The organism is Streptomyces sp. JNUCC 64 (genome assembly GCF_054484115.1).
Genome location: NZ_CM137015.1, coordinates 7700613 through 7725534 on the forward strand (window position 1 = coordinate 7700613; position 24922 = coordinate 7725534).

A 24922-nucleotide genomic window follows, 5' to 3' on the forward strand; every position below is an offset into this window, starting at 1 on the left:
CCGGACCGGCGCGGGCGGGTACCTCCGGCGCTCCGTCCGCCCGCCCCGGCGTCTACCCCCTCACGCCGTCCGCCGCCCCGTCCTCCGGCCGGGCCGCCGGATCCGCGTCCGGTCGCTGGTGGTCGAAGTACCGTTCGTACAGGCGGCGGTACACCCCGTCCCGGGCCAGCAGCCCGGCGTGGTCGCCCTCCTCGACCACCCGTCCGGCGTCGAGGACGACGATCCGGTCGGCCCGGCGGACGGTCGGCAGCCGATGGGCGACCACCAGGGCGGTGCGGTCCGAGGCGAGGGCGTCCAGCCCCTCCTGGACGAGTGCCTCGGTCAGCGGATCGACCGAGGCGGTCGCCTCGTCCAGGATCAGCACGGGCGGGTCCTGGAGGAACACCCGTGCCAGCCCGATGAGCTGGCGCTGCCCCGTGGACAGATCGCGTCCGCCCTCCCCGGTGACCGTGTCCAGTCCGTCGGGAAGCCCCGTCAGCCAGTCGCCGCCCGCCACCGCCCGGGCCGCCGCCTCGATCTCGTGCCGTCCGGCACCGGGCCGTCCGCGTCCGATGTTCTCCGCGACGGTCCCCGAGAACAGGAACGGGGTCTGCGTCACCACGCCGAAGTGCCGTCGGTACGCCACCGGATCGAGGTCGCGCACGTCCCGCCCGTCGAGGGTGAGGGTGCCCCGGTCGGCTCCGTACGCCCGGGTGATCAGCCGGACCACGCTCGACTTCCCGGCGCCCGTGGGACCGACCAGGGCCACCGTCTCCCCGGCCCGGACGGTCAGACCGAGCCCCCGCAGCACGGCGGGCCCCGTGCCGTACCCGAAGTGGACGTCCCGCAGCGCGATCTCGCCCCGGGGCCGGGGGACCGGTTCCCCGCCACGCGTGCGGACCCCCGGCTCCCGGTCGATCAGGGCGAACACCCGCTCGCCCGCCGCCAGCCCCTGCTGGAGCTGGCCCCAGAACGCCGCGACACCCGTGAGCGGCGCCCAGAACAGCGCCAGCGCCTCCAGGAACAGCACCCACTCGCCCGCCGAGACCGAACCCGAGGCCACCAGACGCCCGCCGACCAGCACCACGGCCACCGTGCCCAGCCCGGTGAGCGAGAGGAGCAGCGGGAAGACCCCGCTGTACAGCCGGTTCAGCCGGACGCTCGCCCGCAGCCAGCGGCCGTCCACCTCCCGCAGCCCCTCCTGAGCCGTCCGGCGCCACCCGGGGTCGCGCGCCACGGCGATGCCCCGCAGGGTTTCCTGGAGGTATCCGGTGACGGCGGCCAGGGCCCGCTGCTGAGCGCGGGACGCCGTCCGGGCCGCCCGCCGGAACAGCAGGCTCACGGCCACGATCACCACCGCCACCAGAGCGGTCAGCAGCGCCAGCCGGGCCTCGATCAGGAACAGCGCGGCCAGCAGCGGGAACACCGTCAACGCCTGCCCGAGTAGCCCCAGGACCAGCGTGCCGAGCGTGGCGAACGCCTGGGTGTCGTGGACGACCCGGCTGACCACCGCCCCGGTCGGACGGGCGTCGTGGAACGCCATGTCCTGCCGCAGCGCCGCGTCGAAGGCGTCCGTCCGCAGCCGCAGCACCACGTCCCCGACCACCGTCGCGGTACGCCGTTCCTGGAGGTACGACGCCAGCCAGGACACCGAGCCCGTCACCAGGACCGCCGTCACCAGCGCCACCACCGCCCCGGTACCGCCGTCGGCCAGCGCCGAGTCCACGGTCCGCGCCAGCAGGACGGGCGCCGCGCCGCCGGTGAGCGCGGCGACGACCACCGCGAGGGCGATCAGCGCCACGGACCGCCCCCGGCCCCGGACGTACGGGGCGGCCCGGCGCAGCAGCGCGCGGTCCCCGTAGCGGCGTTCGCCGCCGTCCCCGTCCTCCGGGCCGCCCTCGTGCTCCACGCCGTCGAAGGGATGGCTCATCGGGAACCGTCCTCCGTTCCGGTCCGGCGTCCGAGCCCGCGCCCGTCCCGCCCGCGCCGCCCGTCCCGGCCTTCGGCGGCGCCGAGGGGGTCGGCGGGGTCGGCTCCGGCCGTTTCCACGGGGTCGGCCACGGCGGTGTCCGGCATCCCCGTCCCGGCGGCGCCGGGGCCGTCCGGAGCGCCCGGTTCCGCCTCCCGGAGGTAGGGCGCGAAGATCCGCCGGTAGGCCGGGCACTCCCGCAGCAGCCGCGCGTGCCCGCCCTGGCCGACGATCCGGCCGCCGTCCAGGACGAGGACGTGGTCGGCGGCGCGGGCCTGGGACAGCCGGGGGGTGACCACGAAGGTGGTGCGGCCCTTCGCCGCGGCCCGCAGCGCACGCCGCAGTTCGTGCTCGGTGGCCCCGTCCACGGCGCTGGTCGCGTCGTCCAGGGCCAGGATCCGGGGCTCGGTCAGCACCGCCCGGGCGATGGCCAGCCGCTGCCGCTGACCGCCGGACAGGGTGACCCCGCGCTCCCCGAGGACGGTGTCGTAGCCCTGTGGGGCCGCGGTGATGAAACCGTGCGCCCGCGCGGTGCGGGCGGCCCGCTCCAGCCGGTCCCGGCCGATGCCCGGGTCCGCCCCCAGCCGCAGGTTGTCCGCGATGCTCCGGGCGAACAGCACCACGTCCTGCTCGACGGTCGCGACCTGGGACCGCAGCGCCGAGGTGTCCCAGTCCGTGGTGCTCACCCCGTCCACCGTGACCCGGCCCCGGTCCGGTACATGGGTCCGGTCCAGCAGCCGCAGCAGCGTCGACTTGCCGCTACCGGTCGCGCCGACGACGGCCACCACCGCGCCCGCCGGAACCCGGAAGGACACGTCCCGCAGCACCGGGCGGCCCGGGACGTACCCGAAGCCGACCCCCTCCATCGCGACCTCCCCGAGGACCCGCGCGCGGTGCGGGCCGCCGCGCTCACCGGGCTCCGGCGGGGCGTCGAGCACCTCCATGATCCGACGGGCGCCCGCCGCGCCCAGGTGGAGGAGCCCCAGACCGAACGAGGCGAGCTGGGCGGGCGCCCGCAGGTTCCCCATCAGCCCCAGCACGGCGACCAGTTCACCGGGCGTCAGGGACCCCGCGCGCAGCAGGACCACGCAGTGCGCTAGCGCCCCCGCCGTGGCGAGGGCCAGCAGCAACGGAGGCAGGGAGAGGGCCTGGACCCGGGCCCGGCGCACGGTGGCCGCGCGGTGCTCCTCGGCGCGCTCGGCGAACCGGGCGCGCTCCTGGCCGGCCCCGCCCGTGGCCTCGACCACCTCGATCCCGGCGAGGCTCTCGGTGGCCTGCGCGGTCATCGCCCCGAACGACGCGCGGGCCCGGTCGGAGGCGGGGCCGAGACGGCGGCCCTGGGCGAGTGCGGCGAGCGCGAACAGCGCGACGAACGCCACCGGGGACACCAGCAGCCGGGGGTCCACCAGGGCGATGAAGACGATCGGCAGCAGGAGGTTCAGGGCCAGGTCGAGGGTCAGGTCGAGACCGGGCGACACCATCAGGTTCAGCGACTCGGCGTCACCGGTCGCCCGGGCCGTGAGGTCGCCGACCCGGTGCCGGTCGACGTACCCCCGCCCCTTGCGGAGCAGGCTCGCCAGGAGCCGGGCGCGCGCCGCGTGTTCGAGCCCGCTGGCGAAGGTCTCCAGCACATAGGTCGCCGCGACGCCCGCGACGCCCCGGGCCAGGACGAGCGCGAGCAGCAGCCAGACCGCGGCGGACAGCCCGTCGGTGCCGGACGCGCCGTCCGGCGCGCCGATCACCGCGTCGAAGGCGAGCCCCACGGCCAGGGGGACGGCGGCGGTCAGGGACTGCCACACCACGCTCCCCAGCAGATGCGCTCCGATCGCCCATCGGAACGGCCGCGCCATGTCCAGCAGCCAGCGCGCCACCGCCCGCCGTCCGGGACTCGGGGACGGAGGCGGAGGCGCGGCGGGGCCGCCCCGGGCGGGACGGCCGGGGGAGTCGGCGGGGTCGGCCGCGTCGGCTGAGCCGCTCGGGCCGCTCGGGCCGTTCGGGCTGGTTGGGCCGGTCGGGCCGTTCGGGCCGGTTGGTGGGCGGGGGAGAGGGGGAAGGGCCGCGTCCGCCGTGGCGGGGCCGGTCTCGGCGGTCATCCGGTGACTCCTCGTGGTGTGCGTCGGGCGCGTCGAATTCCCGGCTCGACCGGTGGGGGAGGGGGAAATCGGACGGCGGTGGGATTTCGGCGGGAGTGCGTTCGTGAATTCATGAAGACGGGTGGCACTTTTCCTGGCGGCGGGAATTCCGGGCGTGCGGGTCCTCGCCGGGGCGAGCGGCCCCGAAGAGGGTCGTGGCCCTAAGAAAGTGCTGTTCATGGGGCATGCGTGACCGTCAGACCGCATCGGTCCCACCGGTCCGCGCCGTCCGGTCGTCCGGCGCGGACCGCTGTGGTCCCGCTGTCCTAGGGAACGTACTTGTTTTCGCGCTGAAACGAAAGGGCAGCTGGAAAGGTCCGCTGGAATGGGGTGGTGAATTCATGTGCTGGGTGAAAAATAAACCGCTCCCGGAAGGGGTGTCGCGGAAATTCCGCGCGGACCCGCCCGGCCGGGCAGGGGCAGATGGACTCGCCCAACCTCGACCCCGACCCCGACGCCGACCCCGACCCCGGGCCCGACCCCGACCCCGGCCTCGCTCCCGGGCCCTGCCCCCGCCTCCGTTCTCGCGGGACGCGTCACGATCCCGTACGGGTACCCGTGCCCGTCCTCGTGGAGCCCCGCCACCGCCCCAGCGCGGCGAGCCCCCCGGCGAGCGCGGCCGCGACCAGCGCCGCCAGCAGCACCGGGGAGCGGGGCGCGCCCCCGGCCAGCGCGGCGCCGAACAGCCCGGTCGAGAGCCCCGCGCACGCCCCCGCCCAGCCCGCCACCGTGGCGGCGCGGGCGGAGTCCGCCGCGTACCCGACCGCGAACAGCGTCCCGAGCAGCCACAGCACGCCCCCCAGCAGCACGGTGACCAGGAAGGCGCCGACGGCCCGCAGCGCGGTCCACCAGTCCTCCTCCGCGCACGGCCGCTGCCCGGTGTCCCCGCAGTCGAGCGTCGCGGACGGCCCGAAGACCCCGGTGCCGAGCAGCCAGCCCCCGCCCAGCACCACCAGCGCGCACGGCACCGGCGCCAGCCACCGCCCCCACGCCCGCTCCGGCGCGTCCCGCCCGGCCTCCGGACGGCCGTCCTCTCCCGTCATGGCCGGGAGGATACGCCGGACGCGCCCGGCGCGGGACCGGCGGGCGCGTCCGGCACCGGACCGGAGGTTCGGGCACCCCACCGCCGGACGGAGGGTGTCCGAACCACCGCCCCGCCGCCCCGTCACCACTGCCACCGCTCCGCCCGGACGCCCCCATCCCGCAGTCCCGTCCGTCCCTCCCGCCCCGTCTCACCCGATCACCCGAACGGCCCACCGCTTTTGACGGGCCCCGCGCCCCGGCGGATCGTGGCGAGTGCCCCCTGCGCGGGCGGAAGGGCAGGTCGGCGATGGCGGACGCACGCGAACGCGCCGAACGGATCGAGGAACTCATCGCACCCCTGCGGGTGCGTCCGGGCAGCACCGTGGACCTGGCCCGGGACTTCGACCCCCGCTACAAGGCCCACCTCAGGAAGCGGCAGGGCAAGGAACTGCTGCGGACCGGGGTGGAGTTGCTCACCGAGTACCAGGCGAGACTCGCCGCCCAGGACACCTACGGGGTCCTCTTCTGCCTCCAGGCCCTCGACGCCGGGGGCAAGGACGGCACCATCCGGCACGTGATGAGCGGGATGAACCCCCAGGGCGTGCACGTCAGCAGCTTCAAGGTGCCCTCCGCCGAGGAACTCGACCACGACTACCTGTGGCGGTACGCGCGACGGCTGCCCGCCCGTGGGGACATCGCCGTCTTCAACCGCTCGCACTACGAGGAGGTCCTGGTCGTCCGGGTCCACCCGGACGTCCTCGACCGGCAGAAGCTGCCGCCCCGCGCCCGGGGCAAGAAGATCTGGAAGCGGCGCTACCGGGAGATCAACGACTGGGAACGCCACCTCACCGACAACGGGTTCGCCGTGGTGAAGGTCTTCCTCAACCTCTCCCGCGAGGAACAGCGCACCCGCTTCCTCAAACGCATCGACCTGCCGGAGAAGAACTGGAAGTTCTCCGCCGCCGACGTCCGCGAACGCCGCTACTGGGACGACTACCAGCGGGCGTTCTCCGAGATGCTGTCGGCCACCAGCACCTCCTGGGCGCCGTGGTACGTGGTCCCCGCGGACCGCAAGTGGTTCGCCCGGATCTGCGCCTCGGCGGTGCTCGTCCACACCCTGATGGAGATCGACCCCCAGTACCCCACCCTCGGCGAGCACGAACGCGCGGACCTGGGCACCGCCCGGCGCGAACTGCTGGAGCAGGCGCCCGAAGGCGTCCCGGCGGACCCCTACGCGGCCCGCCACCGGGGGAAGGAGTGACCATGCCCGCAGCAGCCCCGGAGCCCCCCGCCCCGACCGCCACCGGCACCCCGTCGGACTGGTACGCGCGTCCGCCGGAGGAGGTCACGGCGGCCTTCGGGGTCGACCCGGAACGCGGACTGGACGCCGACCGGGCGGCCGGACTCCTCGCCGCGCACGGGCCGAACGCCCTGCCCGAGGAGGAACCGCCACCGGCCTGGCGGCGCTTCCTGGGGCAGTACCGCAGCTACATGCAGATCATCCTGGTGGCCGCGGCGGCCGTCTCCTTCGCCATCGCCCAGTGGAGCACCGCCGTGCTGCTGGTCCTGCTGACCCTGCTCAACGCGGTGGTGGGACTGCGCCAGGAGGGCAAGGCCGAGAGCGCCATGAACGCCCTCAAGTCGATGATGCGGACCACCGCCCGGGTCCGCCGGGACGGGACCGAGGCGGAGGTCCCCGCCGAGGAACTCGTCGTCGGCGACATCGTCCTGGTCGCCGCCGGGGACCAGGTCCCCGCCGACGGACGGGTGCTGTCCGCGAGCGCGCTCCAGATCGACGAGTCCGCGCTCACCGGGGAGAGCGTGCCCGCTGCCAAGGACGCGGGCACCCTGCCGCCGGGCAGCCCGTCGCCCGGCGAACAGTCCAACATGGCGTTCATGAACACCCCCGTCACCCACGGCAGCGGGGTGCTGGTCGTCACCGGGACCGGCGCGGACACCGAACTGGGCAAGATCTCGGGGATGCTGTCCACCACCCGCGTGGAGCAGTCGCCGCTCACCCGGCAGCTTGACAACCTGACCCTGTGGATCGCGGGCGCCGCCGGACTCACCATGATCGTGATGTTCGCGCTGGGCCGCACCCGGGGCCAGGCCTGGGACACCCTGTTCGTCAGCGCGGTCTCCCTGGCCATCGCCGCCATCCCCGAGGCCCTGCCCACGGTGACCCAGGTGATCCTCTCCGTCGGCAGCCTCAACCTGGCCCGGCGCAACGCCATCGTCAAGGAACTGCCGTCCGTGCAGACCCTCGGCTTCACCTCCGCCGTCAACTCGGACAAGACCGGCACCCTGACGATGAACCAGATGACCGTCGTCGAGGTGGTCACCCCCACCGACCGGTACACCGTCTCCGGCACCGGCTACGGACTCGACGGCCGGATCCACCACGCGGTGGGCTCCGCCCCCTCCCTCGACGAGGCGGTCCTGCCGTTCCTCGTCGCCAGCGACGCCCGGCTGGTGGACGGCGCCGTGGTCGGGGACCCCACCGAGGGCGCGCTCCTGGTCCTCGGCCACAAGGCCGGGCTCGCCGTCGACGCCACCCGGGAGCGCCACCCCCGGCTGGCGACCCTCCCCTTCGACCCCGACGTCAAACTCATGGCCGTCTTCACCCGCGCCACCGACGACTCCGGCCGCCCCGTGGTCCGCTGCTTCGTCAAGGGCGCCGCCCCCGCGGTCACCGCCCGGGCCGCCACCGCCCTCGCCGCCGGACGCACCGTCCCCTGGGACGCCGCCCTGCGGCAGCGCGCCGAGGAGGAGGTCCGGCGGATGGGCGGCGAGGGCCACCGGGTGATGGCCGCCGCCACCCGCGACCTCGACCCCGCCGGCTTCGACCCGGACGGCGACCTCCTCGCCCATGTCACCGGTCTGCGGATGACCGCCCTCGTCGGCATGGTCGACCCCCCGCGCCCCGAGTCCAGGGCCGCCGTCGCCAACGCCAGGGCCGCCCACATCCGCGTCCGCATGGTGACCGGCGACGACGTCACCACCGGGGCCGCCATCGCCCGCCAGCTCGGCATCCCCGGCGAGGCCGTCCTCGGCGCCGACTTCGCCGCCCTCCCGGAGGAACAGCGGCTCGCCCGGATCGACTCCATCGGAGTCGTCGGCCGGGTCGCCCCCGAACACAAGGTGCTGCTCGCCGAGACCCTCAAGAAGAAGGGCGACGTCGTCGCCATGACCGGGGACGGCGTCAACGACGCGCCCGCCATCAAGGCCGCCGACATCGGCATCGCCATGGGCAGTGGCACCGACGTGGCGAAGAACGCCAGCCGCATGATCCTCTCCGACGACGACTTCGCCACCCTGGTGTTCGCCGTCGAGGAGGGCCGCAAGCTCTACGACAACCTCACCAAGTACATCCGCTTCGTCCTGCTGCTGCTCGTGGCGTTCGTGCTCACCTTCCTGGGGGCGACCGTCCTCGACATCGCGGCCGGACAGCCCTTCACCCCGGCCCAGGTGCTGTGGATCCACTTCGTCGTCAACGCCCCGTTCGGCTTCGCCCTCGGCTTCGACCGGGAGAGCCCCGGACTGATGCGCCGCGCGCCGCGCCCGCGCGGCGAGTCGGTGCTGACCCGGCCGCTGCTGGTCACCGTCATCCTCGCCGGACTCGTCGTCACCGCCCTGCTGCTCGCCCTGGTCCAGCTCGGTGTCCACCGGTTCGACAGCGTGGAGATCGGCAGCTCCATGGCCTTCACCGCCTTCTCCCTCTGTCTGATCGTGGCCGCGTTCGAATGCCGCAGCGAGACGGCGTCCGTGCTGCGGTCGTCCACCTTCGACAGCAAGCAGATGAACTGGGCGGCGCTCGCCGAGTTCGCGCTGGCGGTCCTGGTCACCCAGACCGACGGCTTCCGCCGGGTCCTCGGCACCGTCCAGCTCGACCTCCGCCAGTTCGGCTGGGCGCTGCTCGCCCCCGTCGTCCTGCTGGTCCTGTGGGAACTGGGCAAACTGGTCGCCCGCACCCTGCGCCCCACCGCTCAGACCCCCGGGTAACGGTCCGCCAGGACCCGCTCGCCGCGCCACCCCCGCCGCCCGGCCTTGCCGACGTCCAGCACCACCGGACGCGCCAACTGGTCCACGGCGTACCGGGTCAGCGGCTCCCCGCCGGACGGCCGCCACCGGGCCACCGCCCCGGCCGCCACCGCCGCCGCTCGCGCCACCGGCACCGGAACGTGCCCGATCCGGGCCCGCACCCCGTGCGCCCGCAGCACCGCCGCGACCGCCGCGTCCCGCCGGTAGGGCAGCGGATCGGCGATGTTGTAGGCGCCCGGCGGCCAGTCGGCGGCCGTCACGCACGCCCCGGCCAGGTTCTCCACCGCCGTCAGGCTCAGCGGGGCGTCGGGCCCCGGCAACAGCAGCAGCCCGCGCCGGACCCGGGCCAGCAGCCGGGGCACCAGATGCGGGTCCCCGGGCCCGTACACCGCGCGCGGCCGCAGCACCACCGCCCCCGCCGCCAGCGCCAGTGCCTCGCCCGCCGCCTTCGTCCGCCCGTACGCGTTGAGCTGCCCGCCCACCGGCCGGTCCTCGGTGACCGGAGCCCCGGAACCCCCGGGCGCGTACACACTGGCACTGCTCACCCAGACCACCGGCACCCCCGCCGCCGCCTCCAGCAGCCGGGCCCCGCCTTCCACGTTCACCGCGCGCATCAGCCGTTCGGCGGGGGAGCCGGGCACCGGGTCGCCCACCGCCGCCGCGCAGTGCACCACCAGATCGGCGCCCGCGAGGTCCGGCACCTCGCGCGCGGCGTCCCACGGCACGTGCCGTCCGACGGGCCCCGGCCGCCGGCCCACCCCGCGCACCTCCATCCCGAGGGCCGCCGCCGCCCGCGCCGCGTGGGAGCCGCAGAAGCCGCTCGCCCCGGTGACCGCGACCACCGTCATCGCGCGCCCTCCCGTCCGGCCCGGACGGTGAGCGACCGCCAGCCGGGCAGCGCCGCCCGCCGGTCCACCCGGGCCCGCACCACCACCGGCCGGTGGACGGCGAGCGCGGCGAGGACGTCGTCGAGCTGGGCGACGGCCAGCCGGGCCCCGGGGCAGGCGTGCGGGCCCGCCCCGAACACCAGCCGCGCCACGGCGGGCGGGGCCGGACACCGCGCGTCGGGCGGGTCGGTGTGCGCCCCGGCCGCGTGCCGGGCCACCAGCAGCAGCCGGTCCCCGGCCCGCACCGGACGCCCGTCGAGCACCGCGTCCGCCGCCGCCACGCGCGGCAGCACCGGGGACGGCGCCAGGACCCGCAGCAGTTCGCCGACGAGCGCGGGGCGCGTGAGGTCGTCGGCGGCCCGCTCCCACAGTCCGGCGTCCGCGCACCAGGCCGCCGCCCGGGGCAGCGCGGCGACCGTGGTGGTGATCCCCGCCACCGCCAGCACCGCCCGCCGGGCGCCGTCGGCCCGTGGACCCTCCGGATGGAGCAGCGCCTCCAGCCGGGCGGCGGCCCCGGCCGCCTCCCGCGCGGCGCGCCCGCTCCGGAGGCCGGGCAGCCCGTCCCGTACCGCGGCGGCCGCCACCTCCGCCGCGGCCCGGGCCACCGCCCGGGGGTCGGCGGGACTCTCCAGCAGGGCGCACACCGTCGCCCCGGCCAGCGCCCGGGCCGTCTCCACGAGGTCAACGGCCCCACCGCCGCCGAGCGGTGCCAGCCGCTCGGCCAACACCTCCCGCCACACCGGGCGCAGCCGTTCCACCCCGGCCGCGCCCAGCCCCTCGCCCACCGCCCGCCGCCCCGCCCGGTGTTCCGTCCCCTCCTGGTCGAACGGCGAGCCACCGCCCGCGAGTTCACGGACCGCGCCCCCGGTGGTCCCGGCGGCGGCCCGGTCCAGCGGCACCCGGGTCAGCGCCCGGCGGTACGCGTCCTCCCCCTGGACCAGCAGGGTGCCGCCCAGCCGGGTCACCGGACGGCGACGGGTGACGGCGAGCAGGGCGAACAGCACCGGGTGGGAACGGGTGTAGACCCGCCGGTCACGGCGCCGCGCCGCCCGGTGGGCACGGTCGGCCCGCGCGGCCCGGCCGGTACCGGTCGCCCCGGTCGCGAGGGCGGTACGAGAGGTCGGGTCGACGGGGTCGACAAGGCTCGTGGGGGCAAGGGGGTCGAGAGGGCTGAAGGGGCTGATGGGCCCATCGGGATCAGCGGTCACCGGGGTTCTCCGTCTCAGGGACTGCGCGAGGACTGTTCGGGGGGACCCGCAGGGCGTCGGGACCGGACGGGGCGTCGGGACCGGACCGCACGTCAGGGTCGGACGAGGCGTCAGGGTCGGCTGGGGCGTCGGGGTTAGACGAGGCGCCAGGATCGGCCCGGGCGCCAGGGTCGGACAGGACGTACGGACCGGACCGCGTGCCAGGTCGGACGCATGGGGCCGGACCGCGTGTCAGGGTCGGACGGGGCGTGGGGGCCGGGGACGAGGCGTCATGACCGGATGGGACGTCACCGTCCCGCCCCGAGCCGCCCGGCTCCGGACCGCCCGGCTCCGGACCACCCGGTACCGCGCCGCTCGGCCCCCAGCCGGGCGGCGGCCAGCCGGGCGGCGGCCAGCCGGGCGGTGGCCGCCCGGTCGGGCTTGCGGGAGCGGCCCGACAGCGGGACGCGGGCCAGCAGCACCGCGTCCGGGCGGGCGGTTCCCATCCGGGCGAGCGGCCCGGCCAGCGCCGCGCGCACCCGCGCCGGATCGGCCCCCGGGCGGGGCTGGACCACGGCCACCAGCCGTTCGTCGCCGTCCCCGGCCGGTACCCCGACGAGCAGCGCCAGGTCCACGCCCGGGACGTGCAGGGAGGGTTCGTACAGTCCGGGGTAGACGTTCTCCGCCCGGCGCAGCACCATCTCCTTGCGGCGGCCCGCGAGGACGATCCGGCCCCCCTCGATCCGGGCCCGGTCCCCGGTGGCCACCGACGGGTCGGGCTCCTCGCCGAGGTAGCGGTGGCGCGCGGCGGGCCCGGACAGCAGGAGCTCCCCGTCGGCCGAGACGGTGGCCGTCACCCCGGGCAGCGGGGCGCCCACCAGATCGCCGCTCCCGGTGAAGGCGGCCTTCCCGGCCTGTTCCACGGCGGCGGCCGGGAAGAGTTCGGTGAGCGCGTACACCCCCCACGCCTCGGCGGCCCCGGCCGCCCTGACCCGGGTCAGCAGCTCCCCGGTGACGGGAGCCGAACCGCTCCACACCCGGGCCCCTGTGAACCGGGCCCCGGCCGTCAGCGCCTCCCGTAGCTGAGGGGGTGTCAGATAGACGGCCTGCGGCCCGAGTCGGCGCAGCTGGCGGACGAGCGCCCGGGGCGAACGCGCGGGCAGCGCCACGGGGGCGCCCGCCGCGAGCGACGGCACCAGGACGAAGAGGGTGCCCCCGAGGACCGGGACGTCCGCCGCCGGACGCACCAGCTCCGCCACCGAGGCCATCCCGGCGGCGAGCGAGGACCGGGTGTGCACCACCGCCCGGGGCCGCCGGGTGGTGCCCGAGGTGAAGACGACGACCGCGTCCCCGTCCCCGTCGACGGCGCGCGGCACCACCGCCGACCGCCCCGGCTCCAGGGCGGGGGCGCACCCCGGCCACCGGGGCCCCACGGTCGCCACCGGCCCCAGCGCGGCCAGCTCCGGCAGCGCGATCCCGGCCCGGCGGGCCAGCGGCCGGGCCCAGCCCGCGGCGCTCTGCGCGGCGGCGTCGGCCAGCACCAGGGCGGGCGGGGCCAGCGCCAGCCGGGCCCGCAGCACCTCGGGCCCGGCCCCCGGGTCCAGGACGGCGACGCGCGCCCCGGTCCGGTGGACGGCGAGCAGCACCGCGAGCGCCCGGGGCCCGGGCCGGACGGCGACCCCGACGGTGTCGCCGGGCCCCGTCCCCCGGGCGGCGAGGCCCGCCGCGTAGCGGTCGGCCAGGTCGGCGAGGTCGCCCCGGGTGGCCCGGATCCGGACGGCCCCGCCGGGGGCGGTGCCCAGCACGGCGGGGCGGTGGGGGTCGGCGCGCAGCGCGCGGTCGAGACGGTCGAGCATCAGCGCGGGTCCTCCCCGTGACGGCCGGGACCCCGGTCGAGGTACCAGCGGGCGGTGCCGAGCAGTCCGTAGGCGCGCAGCCGCCGGGTGGAGTTCTCCACCACCATGTCCCGGGCGTGCGCGACGGCGGTGGTGTGGCGCCGGACCCGGTTGAGGAACAGCCGGTCGGTGGGGGAGGGGCGCCGGGGCATCCCGCCGACGGCCTCGTACAGCCGGGCGGTGACGGCCATGTTGTTGCCCGCGTGCATCCGGTACGGGGTCAGATAGCCGTGGCGGCGGTGGTGCGCGGGCCGGATCCGGCCGAACAGCGCGGCGGTCAGCACCAGGGCCCGGAACACGGCCCGGCCGAACGGTCCGTGCTCGTCGTGGCGGGCCTCGATCCGGCCGCAGACCAGTTGGGCGCCCCGGTCGGCCGCCGCGCGGGCGGCGGCGGTCCAGCCGGGGCGGGGCAGACAGTCGGCGTCGGTGCGGGCCAGCAGCCGGGCCCCGCGCCCGATCGCGAACCGGAAGCCGGTGTCGGCGGCGCAGCCCACGCCCTTGTCGGGCTCGTGGAGGACGTGGACGGGGAAGGGGGCCCGGCGGGCGAAGGCGCGGACGATCCGCGCGGTGCCGTCGTCGGAGGCGTTGTCCACCACGACGAGGGTGAAGTCCCGGTCCCGCTGGGCGGCGAGGGCGTCCAGGGTGGCGCCGATCCGCGCGGCCTCCCGGTAGGCGGGCACCACCACCCACAGCGCGCTCACGCCTTCTCCCAGACCATCGTCATCAGGCTGACCCCGCCGCCGAGGCCCACGAACAGCACCCGGTCCCCGGGGTCGAGCCCGTCGTACACCCGGTCGAGCTGGACGCCGAGGGTGGCGCTCGCGATGTTGCCGAGTTCGCCGACGGTGACCACCAGCCGGTCCTCGGGGACCCCGGTGAGCGCCACGAAGCGCTCCAGGTACGGCAGGGTGACCTGGTGGACCAGGACGTGGCGGAAGTCCGTCCAGCCGAGGCCGGTCCGTGCCAGGGTGCGGTCCACCGCCTCGGCGCCGATCCCCTCGAAGACCTCGCGCAGCGCGCCGCCGTCGCCCCGGAAGTAGGTGTGCTCGTCGCCCCGGGGATGGCGGGAGCCGCCGCCGGGGACGCCGCCGACCCGCCAGTGCGCGGAGCGGGTGGTGGTCTCGACGTGCAGCACCCCGCCGGAGGCGACCGGCTCCAGGACGACGGCGGCCCCGGCGTCCCCGAAGGTGTACCCGGCGAAGGCGTCGCGCAGTTGGGCGGGGTCGGCGGGGTCGTGCCGGACCGCCCGGCTCGGGGTCTCGCCGGTGACCACCAGGGCCCGGCGGGCCCGGCCGCCCAGGATCATCGCGCGGGCGGTGTCGATGCCGTTGACGAAGCTGTTGCAGGCGTTGGAGACGTCGAACGCGTGGGCCCGGGAGCCGAGCGCGTCCTGCACGATGTGCGCGGTCGCCGGTTCCGCGAGGTCGCGGGAGGCCGAGGCGAACAGCAGCAGGTCGATGTCCTCGGGCTGCCGACCGGCCCGGTCCAGCGCGGCGCGGGCGGCGGCCACCGCCAGGGTGGAGGCGTACTCGTCCGGTCCGGCGGCCCGGCGGGTGGCGATGCCGGTGGCCCGCTCGAACATCCCCACGGGCAGCGGCAGCCCACTGGCCGCGGCCACCCGGCGGCGCAACCACCCGGATTCCACGACCCGTTCGGGCAGGGCGGCGCCGACCCCGGTGATGCCCACCCGGGGACCCCCGGCGACACGGCCGGTTCTCTCTCTGGTCATGTCCGGACGGTACGGAGCGGCCGGGTCCGGGCGCGTGAGCCGTCGTACTCACTCCGGTCTGGGGACGAACCCCCCTCCGGCTGGGGGAATCCGGCAGACCGGGCGGCGGCGCGCCGGACGCGGTGTCGCACCGGCCGCGTACCGGCGGCGGCCCGGCGGGGGACTCAGCGGGAGCCGCTCCAGGGCGCCGGGACGAAGGTCCAGGTGACCTCGGCGGGACCCGGTCCGCTGTTGTGCCAGGTGTGCGGCTCCCGGCCGGAGAACGTCAGGGTGTCCCCGGCGGCCAGCGTCTCGGTGCGGTCGGTGAACCGGACGGCGACCTCGCCGCTCACCACGTGCAGCACCTCGACGTCGCAATTGATCGTGTACAGCCGCTCGCCCCCGTGCGCACCCGGTTCGAGGTGGGACCGGAGTATCTGGATCTTCGACTGGGCCCGGGGGGTGACCATCCGGTCCACCACCCCGTGGCCGCCCATGTTGAGGTGCGGCGCGGTGTCCAGCCGGACGACCTCGGTGTCGGCGTCCTCGAAGAGCGTGCCGACCGGAAGGGACAGCACCTGGCAGAGGGTGACCAGGCTGGTGACGCTCGGCGAGGTCTCGTCCCGCTCCACCCGGCTGAGGAATCCCCTGGTCAGACCGGTGGCGGCGGCGACCTGCTCGATGGTGAGCCCCTGGGCCTTGCGGCAGGCCCGCAGTCGGGCCCCCACCCGGACCGGTCCGTGGGAGGGCGTCGGGTGCAGCGCTTTCATCGAAGTCCTCGCGTCACTCGTACGGGGCCCGGACGGCCCTTGACAAGGCGGTCGATCCGGGCAAACACTACCCGGAATACAAGTTGTCTCATACGCATTCTTTGTTGTGTATAGGTAACTTTCCCTTCTGAGGCAGCACCCCGCACAGATCCGAGGTTCCGATGCGCCCCGTCGAACCCCACGGGCCCCCGGACGGCCTCCCGGACCCGCGTCCGGGACCCCGCCCGCCCGGCACCGCGCCCTCCGCGCGGCCGCCCCGGCCCGACGGCGCCGCCCGCGCGAAGGCCCCCGACCACCCGCCCCCGCCGGACGACCGGCCCCACGAGCGATAAGGGGAAGGCGATGTCCTCCTCGGAAACCGCGACCCACCGCGAATCCGCGATCGAACAGCACTCGATCGACTACGTCCCCCGGGCCGAACGGCACGGCAAGGTCTGGCACCAGGGCCCGTTCTGGTTCACCGGCAACTTCGTGCTGCCCACGATGGTCGCCGGGTTCGTCGGCGCCTCCATGGGGCTCAGCGTCTGGTACAGCGTGCTGGCCATCGTGCTCGGCGTCGGCGCCGGGACGTTCTTCATGGCCTTCCACGCCAACCAGGGCCCCCGGATGGGCCTGCCGCAGATGATCCAGTCCCGCGCCCAGTTCGGCAGCCGGGGCTCCGCCGTGCCGTTCGCCGCGACCGTCTTCGTCTACGTCGGCTTCCTGGTCTTCGACACGGTCCTCGCCGAACAGGGCCTCGGACTGCTGCTGCCCGGCGGCGAACTGCTCTGGTACCCGGTGCTGATCGCCGTCTCCATCGTGATCGCGGTCGTCGGCCACGACCTGCTCCACTTCGTGCAGCGCTGGCTGACCTATCTGCTCGTGGTGGTGTTCGCGGTCCTCACCGTCGTGGCGGTCGTCCACTTCGGCGGGAACCCCACCGCCGCCGACGTGCCCGCGGCCACCGCGGGCTGGGACCTCACCGCCTTCCTGGTGCAGTTCTCCCTCGCCGCCGGGTACAACATCAGCTACTCGGTCTACGTCTCCGACTACACCCGCTACCTCCCGGCGGACGTGCCCGCGCGCAAGCTGATCACCGCCGTCTACGCGGGCGCCGCGTTCTCCGCCGTCTGGCTGATGTCGCTGGGCGCGCTGCTCGCCAGCCACCTCCCGGACCCCGACCCGATCGTCGCCCTGCGCGAGGTCGGCGACCTGCTCTTCCCCGGCTTCGGACTGATCGTCGTGCTCGCCTCGGTGCTCGCCCTGATCTCCATCATGGGTGTCAACGCCTACGGCGCCATGCTCACCGGCGCCAGCGCCCTCGACGGCTTCCGCTCGGTGCGTCCCACCGTCCGGCTGCGGGTCACCGGTCTCGTGGTGGTCGGGGTGGTGTCCCTGGTGGTCGCCCTGCTCATCCCCGACGACTACATCGGCAGCTTCAACAACTTCGTGCTGATGATGCTCTACTTCCTCGTCCCGTGGACCGCCGTCAACCTGGTGGACTTCTACTTCGTGCGCCGGGGCAAGTACGCCATCGCGGAGATCCTCAAGCCGGACGGCGTCTACGGCCGCTGGGCGTGGCGGGGCGTCACCGCCTACGTCATCGGGTTCGCCGCGATGATCCCCTTCTTCTCGACCAGCTTCTACACCGGGCCCGTCGCCGAGGCGCTCGGCGGCGCGGACTTCTCCTTCGTCGTCGGTCTGACCGTCTCCGGCGTGCTGTACCTGCTGTTCTCCCGGAGTCTTGACCATGACGCGGAGGCCGCCGCCCGGGCGGCCAGCGAAGCCGAACTGGAGGGAACCCCCCGATGAGCCAGCCCCAGGGCGCCCAGGGCACCGAGGTCACCGTCGCCGTCTGCCAGATCGCCCCCCAGGTGGGCGACGTGGACGGCAACCGGCGGCGGATCCGCGAGGCCGTCGAGGAGGCCGCCGGGCGGGGCGCGCGGATCGTCGTCCTGCCCGAGCTGGCCAACACCGGCTACGTCTTCGCGGACGCCGCGGAACTGCTCTCCGTGGCCGAACCCCTCGACGGCGACACCGTCACCGAGTGGGCGGCCCTCGCCGCCCGCCACGACCTGGTGATCGTCGGCGGGTTCGCGGAACGCGGCGCCGACGGCCGGGCCTACAACGCCGCCGTCCTCGTCGACCGGACCGGACCGCGCGCCGCCTACCGCAAGGCCCACCTCTGGGACGGGGAGAAGACCTGGGGCTTCACCCCGGGCGACACGCCCCCGCCGGTGGTGGACACCCCGCACGGCCGGATCGGCTTCATGGTCTGCTACGACCTGGAGTTCCCCGAGTGGGTGCGGCTCGCCGCCCTCGACGGCGCCGAACTGCTCTGCGGACCCGTCAACTGGCCCCTCTACCCCCGTCCCGAGGGCGAACGGCCCGGCGAGGTCGTCCGGATCCAGGCCAACGCCTCGGTCAACCGCCTGTTCGTCGCCGTCGCCGACCGCACCGGCACCGAACGGGGCCAGGACTGGCTCGGCGGCAGCGTCGTCGTCGACGCCGACGGCTACCCCGTCACCCCGCCGAGGCTGGGCGAGGAGACGGTCCTCACCGCCACCCTCGACCTCGCCGAGGCCCGGAACAAGGCCATCAGCGCCCACAACGACGTCCACGCGGACCGCCGCCCCGCGCTGTACGCCCGCGCCGGACGGGAGGACGCGTGACCACCACCGTCGCCGTCGTCCAGCGCCCGCCCGCCCTGCTGGACCTGGCCGAGTCGCTGCGCCGCGCCACCGCGTACGTCACCGAGGCCGCCACGGCCGGGGCCGACCTGGTCGTCTTCCCCGAGACCTGGCTCACCGGCTATCCGGCGTGGGTGTTCGGACTGGCGGGCTGGCGCGACGCCGAGGCCCGGCGCTGGCACGCCCGGCTGCTCGACCAGAGCCCCGTCCTCGACCCCCGGGGCGGCGACGACGACCTCGCCCCGGTCCGGGCCGCGGCCCGCGACCACGGGGTCACCGTCGTCCTCGGCCTCAACGAACGCGCGGCGCGCTCCTCCGGCTCCCTCTACAACTCGCTGCTCACCATCGGCCCCGACGGCGGCACCCTCAACCTGCACCGCAAACTGACGCCCACCCACACCGAACGCGTGGTCTGGGCGGCGGGCGACGGCGCCGGACTGCGGGTGGTCGACACCCCCGCCGGACGGGTGGGCGGACTCGTCTGCTGGGAGCACTTCCATCCGCTGGCCCGGCACGCGCTGCACGCCCAGCACGAGGAGATCCACGTCGCGGCCTGGCCCGACATGCCCGAGAGCCATGTGATCGCAGCCCGCTCCTACGCCCTGGAGGGCCGCTGCTTCGTGGTGTCCGCCGGGCTGATCCTCGCCACCGACGACCTGCCCGCCGAGCTGCTCGCCGCCTACCGGGCCGGGGTCGGCCCGGACGCCCCCGCGCGGGGGCCGCTGTTCACCGGCGGATCGAGCGTGGCGGCCCCGGACGGCTCCTGGGTCGTGGCCCCCGTCCACGGCGAGGAGCGGATCGTCACCGCCGTCCTCGACCCGGCCCGCCGCTACGAGGAGACGCTGGACCTGGACGTCGCGGGCCACTACGGACGTCCCGACGTCTTCGCCCTCACCGTCGACCGCACCCGTCGCGACAGCGGGGTCGGCTTCACCGACTGACCCCGCGTCACACCCGGACTGACCCCGCGTCACACCCGAACCGCCCCTTCGTCCCGCCCGACCGGCCTCTCCCCGCGCCCGGCTGACTCCTCGTCACACCTGGCGGACCCTCCTGTCGCGCGACGGGCCCGCCCCAGGCCCGGTCGCCCCTCCTCACCCCCTTGCGGCCCGGCCGCCCGCCCACCGGGCCCGCCCCGTTCCCGGACCGGTGGCGGCGCGGCGGCGCCACGACCCGCCCGTACGGCCCGCTCCGCGCGAGACCCGTGAACGGCCCGCGCGCGTCGGCCAATTGACTGGCCGGTTGTCGTCGGGGACGGGTGTGGCGGCCGGTGACGCCCGTGACGGGGGATACGATCACGGCGTGATGACGAACCGGTCACCGCTGCGCAACGCGCGGGCGGTCCAGCCCGCGTGGACGACGCGACGGCTGCCTGTGCTCGTCCTGCTGCTGCTCGCGGTGGCGCTCACCCACGGCGTGTACGCCGACAGCCCCGCCGGGCACGCCGCCGCGCACACCACGGCCGCGCCGCACGGACCGGCCCCGGTGACGGAAGCCCCCGCCCCGGAGGCCCTGCCCGACCCGGACACCGCCCCGGCCCCCGCCCCCGAGGGCCACGGCCACGGCCACCCGCCCGTGCACCACGGCGAACACTGCGCCTCCGCTCATCTCCCCCCGGGCCCCGGCACCGCCGCGCCCGACGCGGTGACGGACGTCAGCCCCCCGGCCGCCCCGTGCCCGGCCGCCTCCGGCCGCGCCCCGGCGCCCGCCGCCGCCGGTCACGGCACCTCCGTCGTCCGTCAGGTCTAGGGGGTGTCTGACGATTCCCCGTGGCGTCGCGGCGCCCGGCACGCACTCCCCCAGGCTTCGCCCGGGGGGACCCCCAGCCGCGTTGCCGAAAAGCCCTAGTAGCTCCGCTACGAGGACTCTCCGGCGCCTTGCGATCGCACGCACCGGACACCGCTCCTCACTCCACGGGGAATCATCAGACACCCCCTAGACACCGCCCTGTGGTCACCCCGCAGTCGGCGGTGTGACCACGGGTCTTCGCGCGCCTCCACGGCCCGGCGTCCCCCACGCCCCGCCGCCCGGACGGTCCGCGCGGGCCCCGTACGGCCATCGCACCCCCACCACCCCACGCCCGCGCCGCCGCACCCCCGGCCGCCGCGCCGCCGACCCCGCGCGGGCGCACGGAGAGAGCCGTTGCCGAACCACCGCACACCCCCGTCCGCCCCCCGGCGCCGTCCCCCCGGAGCCCCCGCCCGCCTTCTGACCGCCCTGGTCCGGGCCGCCCTGCTGCTCGCCCTCACCCTGTGCGTCCTCGGTCACGGTCCCGTCGGCGACGGCGGGGACCACCACCGGACGGGGGCCGCCGCCGAGGCGCCCGCCCCCGCCAGCTCCGAACACCACCAGCCCGGTGGACACCACGGCGGCGAGGAGTGCGCCACCGACCAGGCCCAGCGCCTCCCGGCCGCCGCCCCCGAACCCCCCGCGCCCGGTGACCCCGGCCCGCCCGCCGCCGTGGTGGCGCGGGACGGGTCCCGGCCCTCGCGCGGACGTCGCGGCGACGGCCCGCGCGCACCGGGCCGGAGAACCGGCCGGGCCAGACTCGTCCGCACCTCGCGGTGGCGGATCTAGACCGCTCTCCCCGCGGCCGGACCCCCGGCCGCCGCGCCCGGCCCCGGCGGACGACCACCGCCCGGAGCCGGAGCGCGAGATGAGCACGCCCGTGCATCCATCGAAGGAAAGCGAAGAAATGCGCTCTCTGCAGGACATCACCACCACCGCGTCCAGCGGCTCGGCCCTTCCGGCGCTGGTGGGGAACACCCCGCTGCTGCGGGTGTCGGCGCCCCTGGCCCCCGAGGGACGGGGCTTCTGGGCCAAGCTCGAAGGGTTCAACCCCGGCGGCATCAAGGACCGGCCCGCGCTCTACATGGTCGAACGCGCCCGCGCGCGCGGCGAACTGCGCCCCGGCGGCCGGATCGTCGAGTCCACCAGCGGCACCCTCGGACTCGGACTCGCCCTCGCCGGGATGGTCCACGGCCACCCCGTCACCCTGGTCACCGACCCCGGACTCGAACCGTCGATGACCCGGCTGCTCGGCGTCTACGGAGCCCGCGTCGACATCGTCACCGAACCCCATCCGGTGGGCGGCTGGCAGCAGGCGCGGCGCGACCGGGTCGCCGAACTCCTGGCCGGGGAACCGGGATCCTGGTGCCCCGACCAGTACAACAACCCGGACAACACCACGGCGTACACCCCGCTCGCCCTGGAACTGGCCGCCCAACTCGGCCACCTCGACGTCCTGGTGTGCAGCGTCGGCACCGGCGGCCACTCGGCGGGCGTGGGCCGGGTGCTGCGCCAGCTCTACCCGGACCTGCGGATCGTCGGCGTGGACACCATCGGCTCGACCATCTTCGGCCAGCCCGCCCGGCCCCGGCTGATGCGCGGCCTCGGCTCCAGCATCCACCCCCGCAACGTGGCCTACGAGACCTTCAGCGAGGTGCACTGGGTCGCTCCCGCCGAGGCCGTGTGGACCTGCCGCGCCCTCGCCGCCTCCCACTACGCCACCGGCGGCTGGAGCGTCGGCGCGGTGGCCCTGGTCGCGGGGTGGCTGGCCCGCACCGAGAGCGCGGACACCCGGATCGCCGCGATCTTCCCGGACGGACCGCAGCGCTATCTGTCCACCGTCTACGACGACGAGTACGGCGAGCGGCACGGACTGCTCACCGGACCGCCGCCGCCCGCGCCCGAGGTGGTGGGCGGCCTCACCGAGAAGGAGGTGGTCCGCTGGACCCGGTGCGCCGACGTCCGCGATCCGCTGACCCCCGCCGAGCGGGCCGCCGCGACCGCCGCCGTCACCCGGGAGGGGGGACGGTGACCGCGTCCCTGGGCGTCCTCGCCCGGATGCGCGGCTATCCGCGCGGGGTGCGGCTGCTGCTCGTCAACCAGTTCACCATCAACCTCGGTTTCTACATGCTGATGCCGTACCTCGCCGCGCATCTGTCCGGCACCCTCGGCCTCGCGGGCTGGGTCGTCGGACTCGTCCTCGGCGTACGGAACTTCAGCCAGCAGGGGATGTTCCTGATCGGCGGGACCCTCGCCGACCGGCTCGGCCCCAAGCCGATGATCGTCGCCGGATGCGTCCTGCGGACGGTCGGGTTCGCGGCCCTCGGACTGGTGGGGTCGGTGCCCGCGCTGATCGCCGCCTCGGCGGCCACCGGGCTCGCGGGCGCGTTCTTCAACCCGGCGGTGCGGGCCTATCTCGCGGCCGACGCGGGGGACCGCAGGGTGGAGGCGTTCGCGCTGTTCAACGTCTTCTACCAGGCGGGCATCCTGCTCGGCCCGCTGGTCGGGATGGTGCTCACCGGGGTCGACTTCCAGCTGACGTGCCTGGTCGCGGCGGGACTGTTCGCGGTGCTGTCGATCGTCCAGATCAGGGCCCTGCCCGCGCGCCCGGGCGGGGCCGCCGACCCGGAGCGGGCCACCGGGGACCGGGCGTCCGCCGGGAAGGGCACGGGGGAGGGGGTGCTGCGGCAGTGGCGCGGCATCCTCGCCCACCGGTCGTTCCTGCTCTTCGCCCTCGCCATGACCGGGTCGTACGTGCTGACCTTCCAGGTCTATCTGGCGCTGCCGCTGGAGGTCCGCAGGCTCGGCGGCGAGGGCCAGGGCGCCACCGTGGCCGTCGCCCTGCTGTTCGCGGTGTCCGGGCTGAGCACCATCCTCGGCCAGACCCGGGTGACGGCCTGGTGCGCGGCGCGCTGGGCACCGGGGACGGCCGTCTCCGCCGGTCTCGCCGTGATGGGCCTCGCGTTCGTGCCGCTGCTGCTGGCGACGGCGCTGCCGGTGCCCGGGTCCGGGGCGGGGCGGTGGCTGGCCGCCGCGCTGCCCCCGGTGCTGGCGGCGCTGCTGCTGGCGGTCGGCACGATGATCGCCTATCCGTTCGAGATGGACCTCGTCGTCCGGCTCTCCGGTGACCGGCTGGTGGCCACGCACTACGGCCTCTACAACACCGTCTGCGGCATCGGGATCACCCTCGGGAACCTGCTGACGGGCGTGGCGCTCGACGCGTCCCGCTCGGCCGGGGTGCCCGCGCTGCCCTGGGCGGCGCTGTGCCTGCTCGGGCTCGGCAGCTGCGCGGCGCTCCACGCGCTGCACCGCGCGGGACGGCTGGCGCCCGCGCCGCACCCGGTGGCCGTCTGATCCGGCGGTGGGGCGGGGGCCGCACGGCCCCCGCCCCACCGTGCGGCCCCACCCGGGCCGTCCGGTCCGTCCCGGACCCCGCCCGTGACCCGGGCGGGATCCGGGACGGACCGGGGACTACACCCGCGCGGCCCGTTCGCCGGACGCCTTCCGCGCCGCTCCGTCCGGTTCGGGTTCCGGACGGGTCTCCGGCAGTGCCGCGAAGCAGCACAGGCTCAGCACCGCCACCCCGGTCAGCCAGCCCGCCACCCCCCAGGGCGGCCGTCCGCCCTCCGACAGCGCGGTGGCGACGATCGGGGTGACCGCCCCGCCCAGCACCCCGGCCAGGTTGTAGCCCACCGCCGCGCCGGTGCAGCGCACCCGGGGCTCGTACAGCTCGGGCAGATACGCGGCGATCACCGCGAACATGGTGATGAACGCGATCATGGCCACCATGAACCCCAGGAACATCAGCCAGGGTTCCCCCGTGTCCAGCAGCGCCACCAGCGGGAACATCCACACCACCGCGAGCGCCGCGCCCGCCAGGCACATCGGACGGCGTCCCACCCGGTCGCTGAGCGCGGCGGCGAACGGGGTCAGCGCCCCCTTCACCGCCACCGCCGCCATCACGCACGCCAGCATCACCGTGGACGGCACGCCGACCTCCTCGGTGCCGTAGGCGAGCGCCCAGGTGGACACCGAGTAGAAGAGCGCGTACCCCGCCGACAGCGCGCCCGCGGTGAGCAGCACCAGCCGCCAGTGGCCGCGCAGCACCTCGGAGACCGGGGCGGTGGCCCGCCCGCCGCTCTCGCTCAGCTCGCGGAACTGCGGGGTCTCCGCCAGCGAGGAGCGCAGCAGCAGACCGCCCGCCGCCAGCAGCCCCGCCGCCCAGAACGGCACCCGCCAGCCCCAGTCCCGGAACTGCGCCTCGGTCAGGGTCGCCGACAGGGCCAGCATCATTCCGTTGGCCAGCAGGAAACCGAGCGGCGGACCCATCTGCGGGAAGCCGCCCCACAGCCCGCGCCGTCCGGCGGGCGCGTGTTCGGCGGTCAGCAGCACGGCCCCGCCCCACTCGCCGCCCAGTCCGATGCCCTGGAGGAACCGCAGCGCCACCAGCAGCACGGGCGCGGCGGCCCCGATGGACGCGTAGGTGGGCACGCACCCGACGGCGACCGTGGCCGTCCCGGTGAGCAGCAGGGAGGCGAACAGCACCGGCCGTCTGCCGTAGCGGTCGCCGACGTGCCCGAACAGCACCGAGCCGAGCGGCCGGGCGACGAAGCCCACGCCGAACGTGGCGAACGCGGCGAGGGTCCCGGCCAGCGGGGAGAACGAGGGGAAGAACAGCGGACCCAGGACCAGCGCGGCGGCGGTCCCGTAGACGAAGAAGTCGTAGAACTCGATGGCGGTGCCCGCCATCGACGCGGTCGCCAGCCGCAGCATCGACGGAGGACCGCCACGGCCGGGAACGGAGGGCCGGGGGCGTGGGGTAGACATACCGCACCAACGCCCCGCACCCGGCCCCGGTTACGCCCGCCCCGACC

At 75.8% G+C, this 24922-nt stretch carries 19 protein-coding genes; 9 read left to right on the top strand and 10 right to left on the bottom strand.

Annotated features, from left to right (window positions below):
* Positions 1–52 precede the first annotated feature (52 nt).
* From ACVWNX_RS31885 to ACVWNX_RS31895, 3 genes are all read right to left on the bottom strand, one after another.
* Positions 53–1909 (bottom strand): ABC transporter ATP-binding protein, encoded by a 1857-nt coding sequence (locus ACVWNX_RS31885; protein ID WP_454411663.1) that lies wholly within the window; start codon positions 1907–1909, stop codon positions 53–55.
* Complete coding sequence (locus ACVWNX_RS31890; protein WP_454411664.1) at positions 1906–3819, bottom strand: ABC transporter ATP-binding protein; 1914 nt, start codon at positions 3817–3819, stop codon at positions 1906–1908. The genes ACVWNX_RS31885 and ACVWNX_RS31890 overlap by 4 nt, the downstream gene beginning before the upstream one ends.
* 797 nt (positions 3820–4616) lie before the next feature.
* A complete protein-coding gene (locus ACVWNX_RS31895) occupies positions 4617–5123 on the bottom strand; it encodes a hypothetical protein (RefSeq protein WP_454411665.1) in 507 nt (168 codons plus the stop codon).
* A 287-nt stretch (positions 5124–5410) separates the two neighbouring features.
* On the opposite strand from ACVWNX_RS31895, the gene ACVWNX_RS31900 reads away from it, so the two are divergent.
* Both ACVWNX_RS31900 and ACVWNX_RS31905 read left to right on the top strand, forming a co-directional pair.
* Positions 5411–6364 carry a polyphosphate kinase 2 family protein gene (locus tag ACVWNX_RS31900; RefSeq protein WP_454411666.1) on the top strand — a complete coding sequence of 318 codons (954 nt, stop codon included), beginning with the start codon at positions 5411–5413 and terminating at the stop codon, positions 6362–6364.
* A 2-nt stretch (positions 6365–6366) separates the two neighbouring features.
* Positions 6367–9105, top strand: a complete 2739-nt coding sequence (locus ACVWNX_RS31905) for a cation-translocating P-type ATPase (protein WP_454411667.1) — start codon at positions 6367–6369, stop codon at positions 9103–9105.
* On the opposite strand, the gene ACVWNX_RS31910 is transcribed toward ACVWNX_RS31905, so the two are convergent.
* From ACVWNX_RS31910 to ACVWNX_RS31935, 6 genes are all read right to left on the bottom strand, one after another.
* On the bottom strand, positions 9090–9992 hold the full coding sequence (locus ACVWNX_RS31910; protein WP_454411668.1) for an NAD-dependent epimerase/dehydratase family protein: 903 nt from the start codon (positions 9990–9992) through the stop codon (positions 9090–9092). The genes ACVWNX_RS31905 and ACVWNX_RS31910 overlap by 16 nt on opposite strands.
* Positions 9989–11239: a cytochrome P450 gene (locus ACVWNX_RS31915; protein WP_454411669.1), complete on the bottom strand. Its 1251-nt coding sequence runs from the start codon at positions 11237–11239 to the stop codon at positions 9989–9991. The genes ACVWNX_RS31910 and ACVWNX_RS31915 overlap by 4 nt, the downstream gene beginning before the upstream one ends.
* A 287-nt stretch (positions 11240–11526) precedes the next feature.
* Positions 11527–13074 (bottom strand): class I adenylate-forming enzyme family protein, encoded by a 1548-nt coding sequence (locus ACVWNX_RS31920; RefSeq protein WP_454411670.1) that lies wholly within the window; start codon positions 13072–13074, stop codon positions 11527–11529.
* Complete coding sequence (locus tag ACVWNX_RS31925; protein WP_454411671.1) at positions 13074–13814, bottom strand: glycosyltransferase family A protein; 741 nt, start codon at positions 13812–13814, stop codon at positions 13074–13076. Before ACVWNX_RS31925 ends, ACVWNX_RS31920 begins: the two co-directional genes overlap by 1 nt.
* The gene (locus ACVWNX_RS31930) at positions 13811–14842 is read right to left on the bottom strand and encodes a 3-oxoacyl-ACP synthase III family protein (RefSeq protein ID WP_454411672.1); all 1032 of its coding nucleotides are present in this window, start codon (positions 14840–14842) and stop codon (positions 13811–13813) included. Before ACVWNX_RS31930 ends, ACVWNX_RS31925 begins: the two co-directional genes overlap by 4 nt.
* A gap of 164 nt (positions 14843–15006) precedes the next feature.
* Positions 15007–15591, bottom strand: coding sequence for a helix-turn-helix domain-containing protein (locus ACVWNX_RS31935; RefSeq protein WP_454411673.1), 585 nt, complete (start codon positions 15589–15591; stop codon positions 15007–15009).
* Positions 15592–15933: 342 nt separating this feature from the next.
* Between ACVWNX_RS31935 and ACVWNX_RS31940 the strand changes: the two genes are divergently transcribed.
* From ACVWNX_RS31940 to ACVWNX_RS31970, 7 genes are all read left to right on the top strand, one after another.
* Positions 15934–17382, top strand: a complete 1449-nt coding sequence (locus ACVWNX_RS31940; protein WP_454411674.1) for a purine-cytosine permease family protein — start codon at positions 15934–15936, stop codon at positions 17380–17382.
* Positions 17379–18242 (top strand): nitrilase family protein, encoded by an 864-nt coding sequence (locus ACVWNX_RS31945; protein ID WP_454411675.1) that lies wholly within the window; start codon positions 17379–17381, stop codon positions 18240–18242. Before ACVWNX_RS31940 ends, ACVWNX_RS31945 begins: the two co-directional genes overlap by 4 nt.
* Positions 18239–19201, top strand: coding sequence for a carbon-nitrogen hydrolase family protein (locus ACVWNX_RS31950; RefSeq protein ID WP_454411676.1), 963 nt, complete (start codon positions 18239–18241; stop codon positions 19199–19201). Before ACVWNX_RS31945 ends, ACVWNX_RS31950 begins: the two co-directional genes overlap by 4 nt.
* Positions 19202–19562: 361 nt before the next feature.
* Positions 19563–20009 carry a hypothetical protein gene (locus tag ACVWNX_RS31955; RefSeq protein ID WP_454411677.1) on the top strand — a complete coding sequence of 149 codons (447 nt, stop codon included), beginning with the start codon at positions 19563–19565 and terminating at the stop codon, positions 20007–20009.
* A gap of 393 nt (positions 20010–20402) precedes the next feature.
* Positions 20403–20837 (top strand): hypothetical protein, encoded by a 435-nt coding sequence (locus ACVWNX_RS31960; RefSeq protein ID WP_454411678.1) that lies wholly within the window; start codon positions 20403–20405, stop codon positions 20835–20837.
* Between the two features lie 118 nt (positions 20838–20955).
* Positions 20956–22080, top strand: coding sequence for a PLP-dependent cysteine synthase family protein (locus ACVWNX_RS31965; RefSeq protein WP_454411679.1), 1125 nt, complete (start codon positions 20956–20958; stop codon positions 22078–22080).
* 26 nt (positions 22081–22106) lie between these two features.
* Positions 22107–23402 carry an MFS transporter gene (locus ACVWNX_RS31970; protein ID WP_454415020.1) on the top strand — a complete coding sequence of 432 codons (1296 nt, stop codon included), beginning with the start codon at positions 22107–22109 and terminating at the stop codon, positions 23400–23402.
* A gap of 117 nt (positions 23403–23519) precedes the next feature.
* Here the strand turns inward: ACVWNX_RS31970 and ACVWNX_RS31975 are convergent, their stop codons facing one another.
* A complete protein-coding gene (locus tag ACVWNX_RS31975) occupies positions 23520–24821 on the bottom strand; it encodes an MFS transporter (RefSeq protein ID WP_454415021.1) in 1302 nt (433 codons plus the stop codon).
* Between the last annotated feature and the right edge of the window lie 101 nt (positions 24822–24922).

What these genes read in the sequence shown, in the direction of transcription:
- ACVWNX_RS31885 (WP_454411663.1), bottom strand. Translation starts at nt 1,909, where the DNA reads ATGAGCCATCCCTTCGACGGCGTGGAGCACGAGGGCGGCCCGGAGGAC.
- ACVWNX_RS31895 (WP_454411665.1), bottom strand. Translation starts at nt 5,123, where the DNA reads ATGACGGGAGAGGACGGCCGTCCGGAGGCCGGGCGGGACGCGCCGGAG.
- ACVWNX_RS31900 (WP_454411666.1), top strand. Translation starts at nt 5,411, where the DNA reads ATGGCGGACGCACGCGAACGCGCCGAACGGATCGAGGAACTCATCGCA.
- ACVWNX_RS31905 (WP_454411667.1), top strand. Translation starts at nt 6,367, where the DNA reads ATGCCCGCAGCAGCCCCGGAGCCCCCCGCCCCGACCGCCACCGGCACC.
- ACVWNX_RS31910 (WP_454411668.1), bottom strand. Translation starts at nt 9,992, where the DNA reads ATGACGGTGGTCGCGGTCACCGGGGCGAGCGGCTTCTGCGGCTCCCAC.
- ACVWNX_RS31920 (WP_454411670.1), bottom strand. Translation starts at nt 13,074, where the DNA reads ATGCTCGACCGTCTCGACCGCGCGCTGCGCGCCGACCCCCACCGCCCC.
- ACVWNX_RS31930 (WP_454411672.1), bottom strand. Translation starts at nt 14,842, where the DNA reads ATGACCAGAGAGAGAACCGGCCGTGTCGCCGGGGGTCCCCGGGTGGGC.
- ACVWNX_RS31935 (WP_454411673.1), bottom strand. Translation starts at nt 15,591, where the DNA reads ATGAAAGCGCTGCACCCGACGCCCTCCCACGGACCGGTCCGGGTGGGG.
- ACVWNX_RS31940 (WP_454411674.1), top strand. Translation starts at nt 15,934, where the DNA reads ATGTCCTCCTCGGAAACCGCGACCCACCGCGAATCCGCGATCGAACAG.
- ACVWNX_RS31945 (WP_454411675.1), top strand. Translation starts at nt 17,379, where the DNA reads ATGAGCCAGCCCCAGGGCGCCCAGGGCACCGAGGTCACCGTCGCCGTC.
- ACVWNX_RS31965 (WP_454411679.1), top strand. Translation starts at nt 20,956, where the DNA reads ATGCGCTCTCTGCAGGACATCACCACCACCGCGTCCAGCGGCTCGGCC.
- ACVWNX_RS31970 (WP_454415020.1), top strand. Translation starts at nt 22,107, where the DNA reads ATGCGCGGCTATCCGCGCGGGGTGCGGCTGCTGCTCGTCAACCAGTTC.
- ACVWNX_RS31975 (WP_454415021.1), bottom strand. Translation starts at nt 24,821, where the DNA reads ATGCTGCGGCTGGCGACCGCGTCGATGGCGGGCACCGCCATCGAGTTC.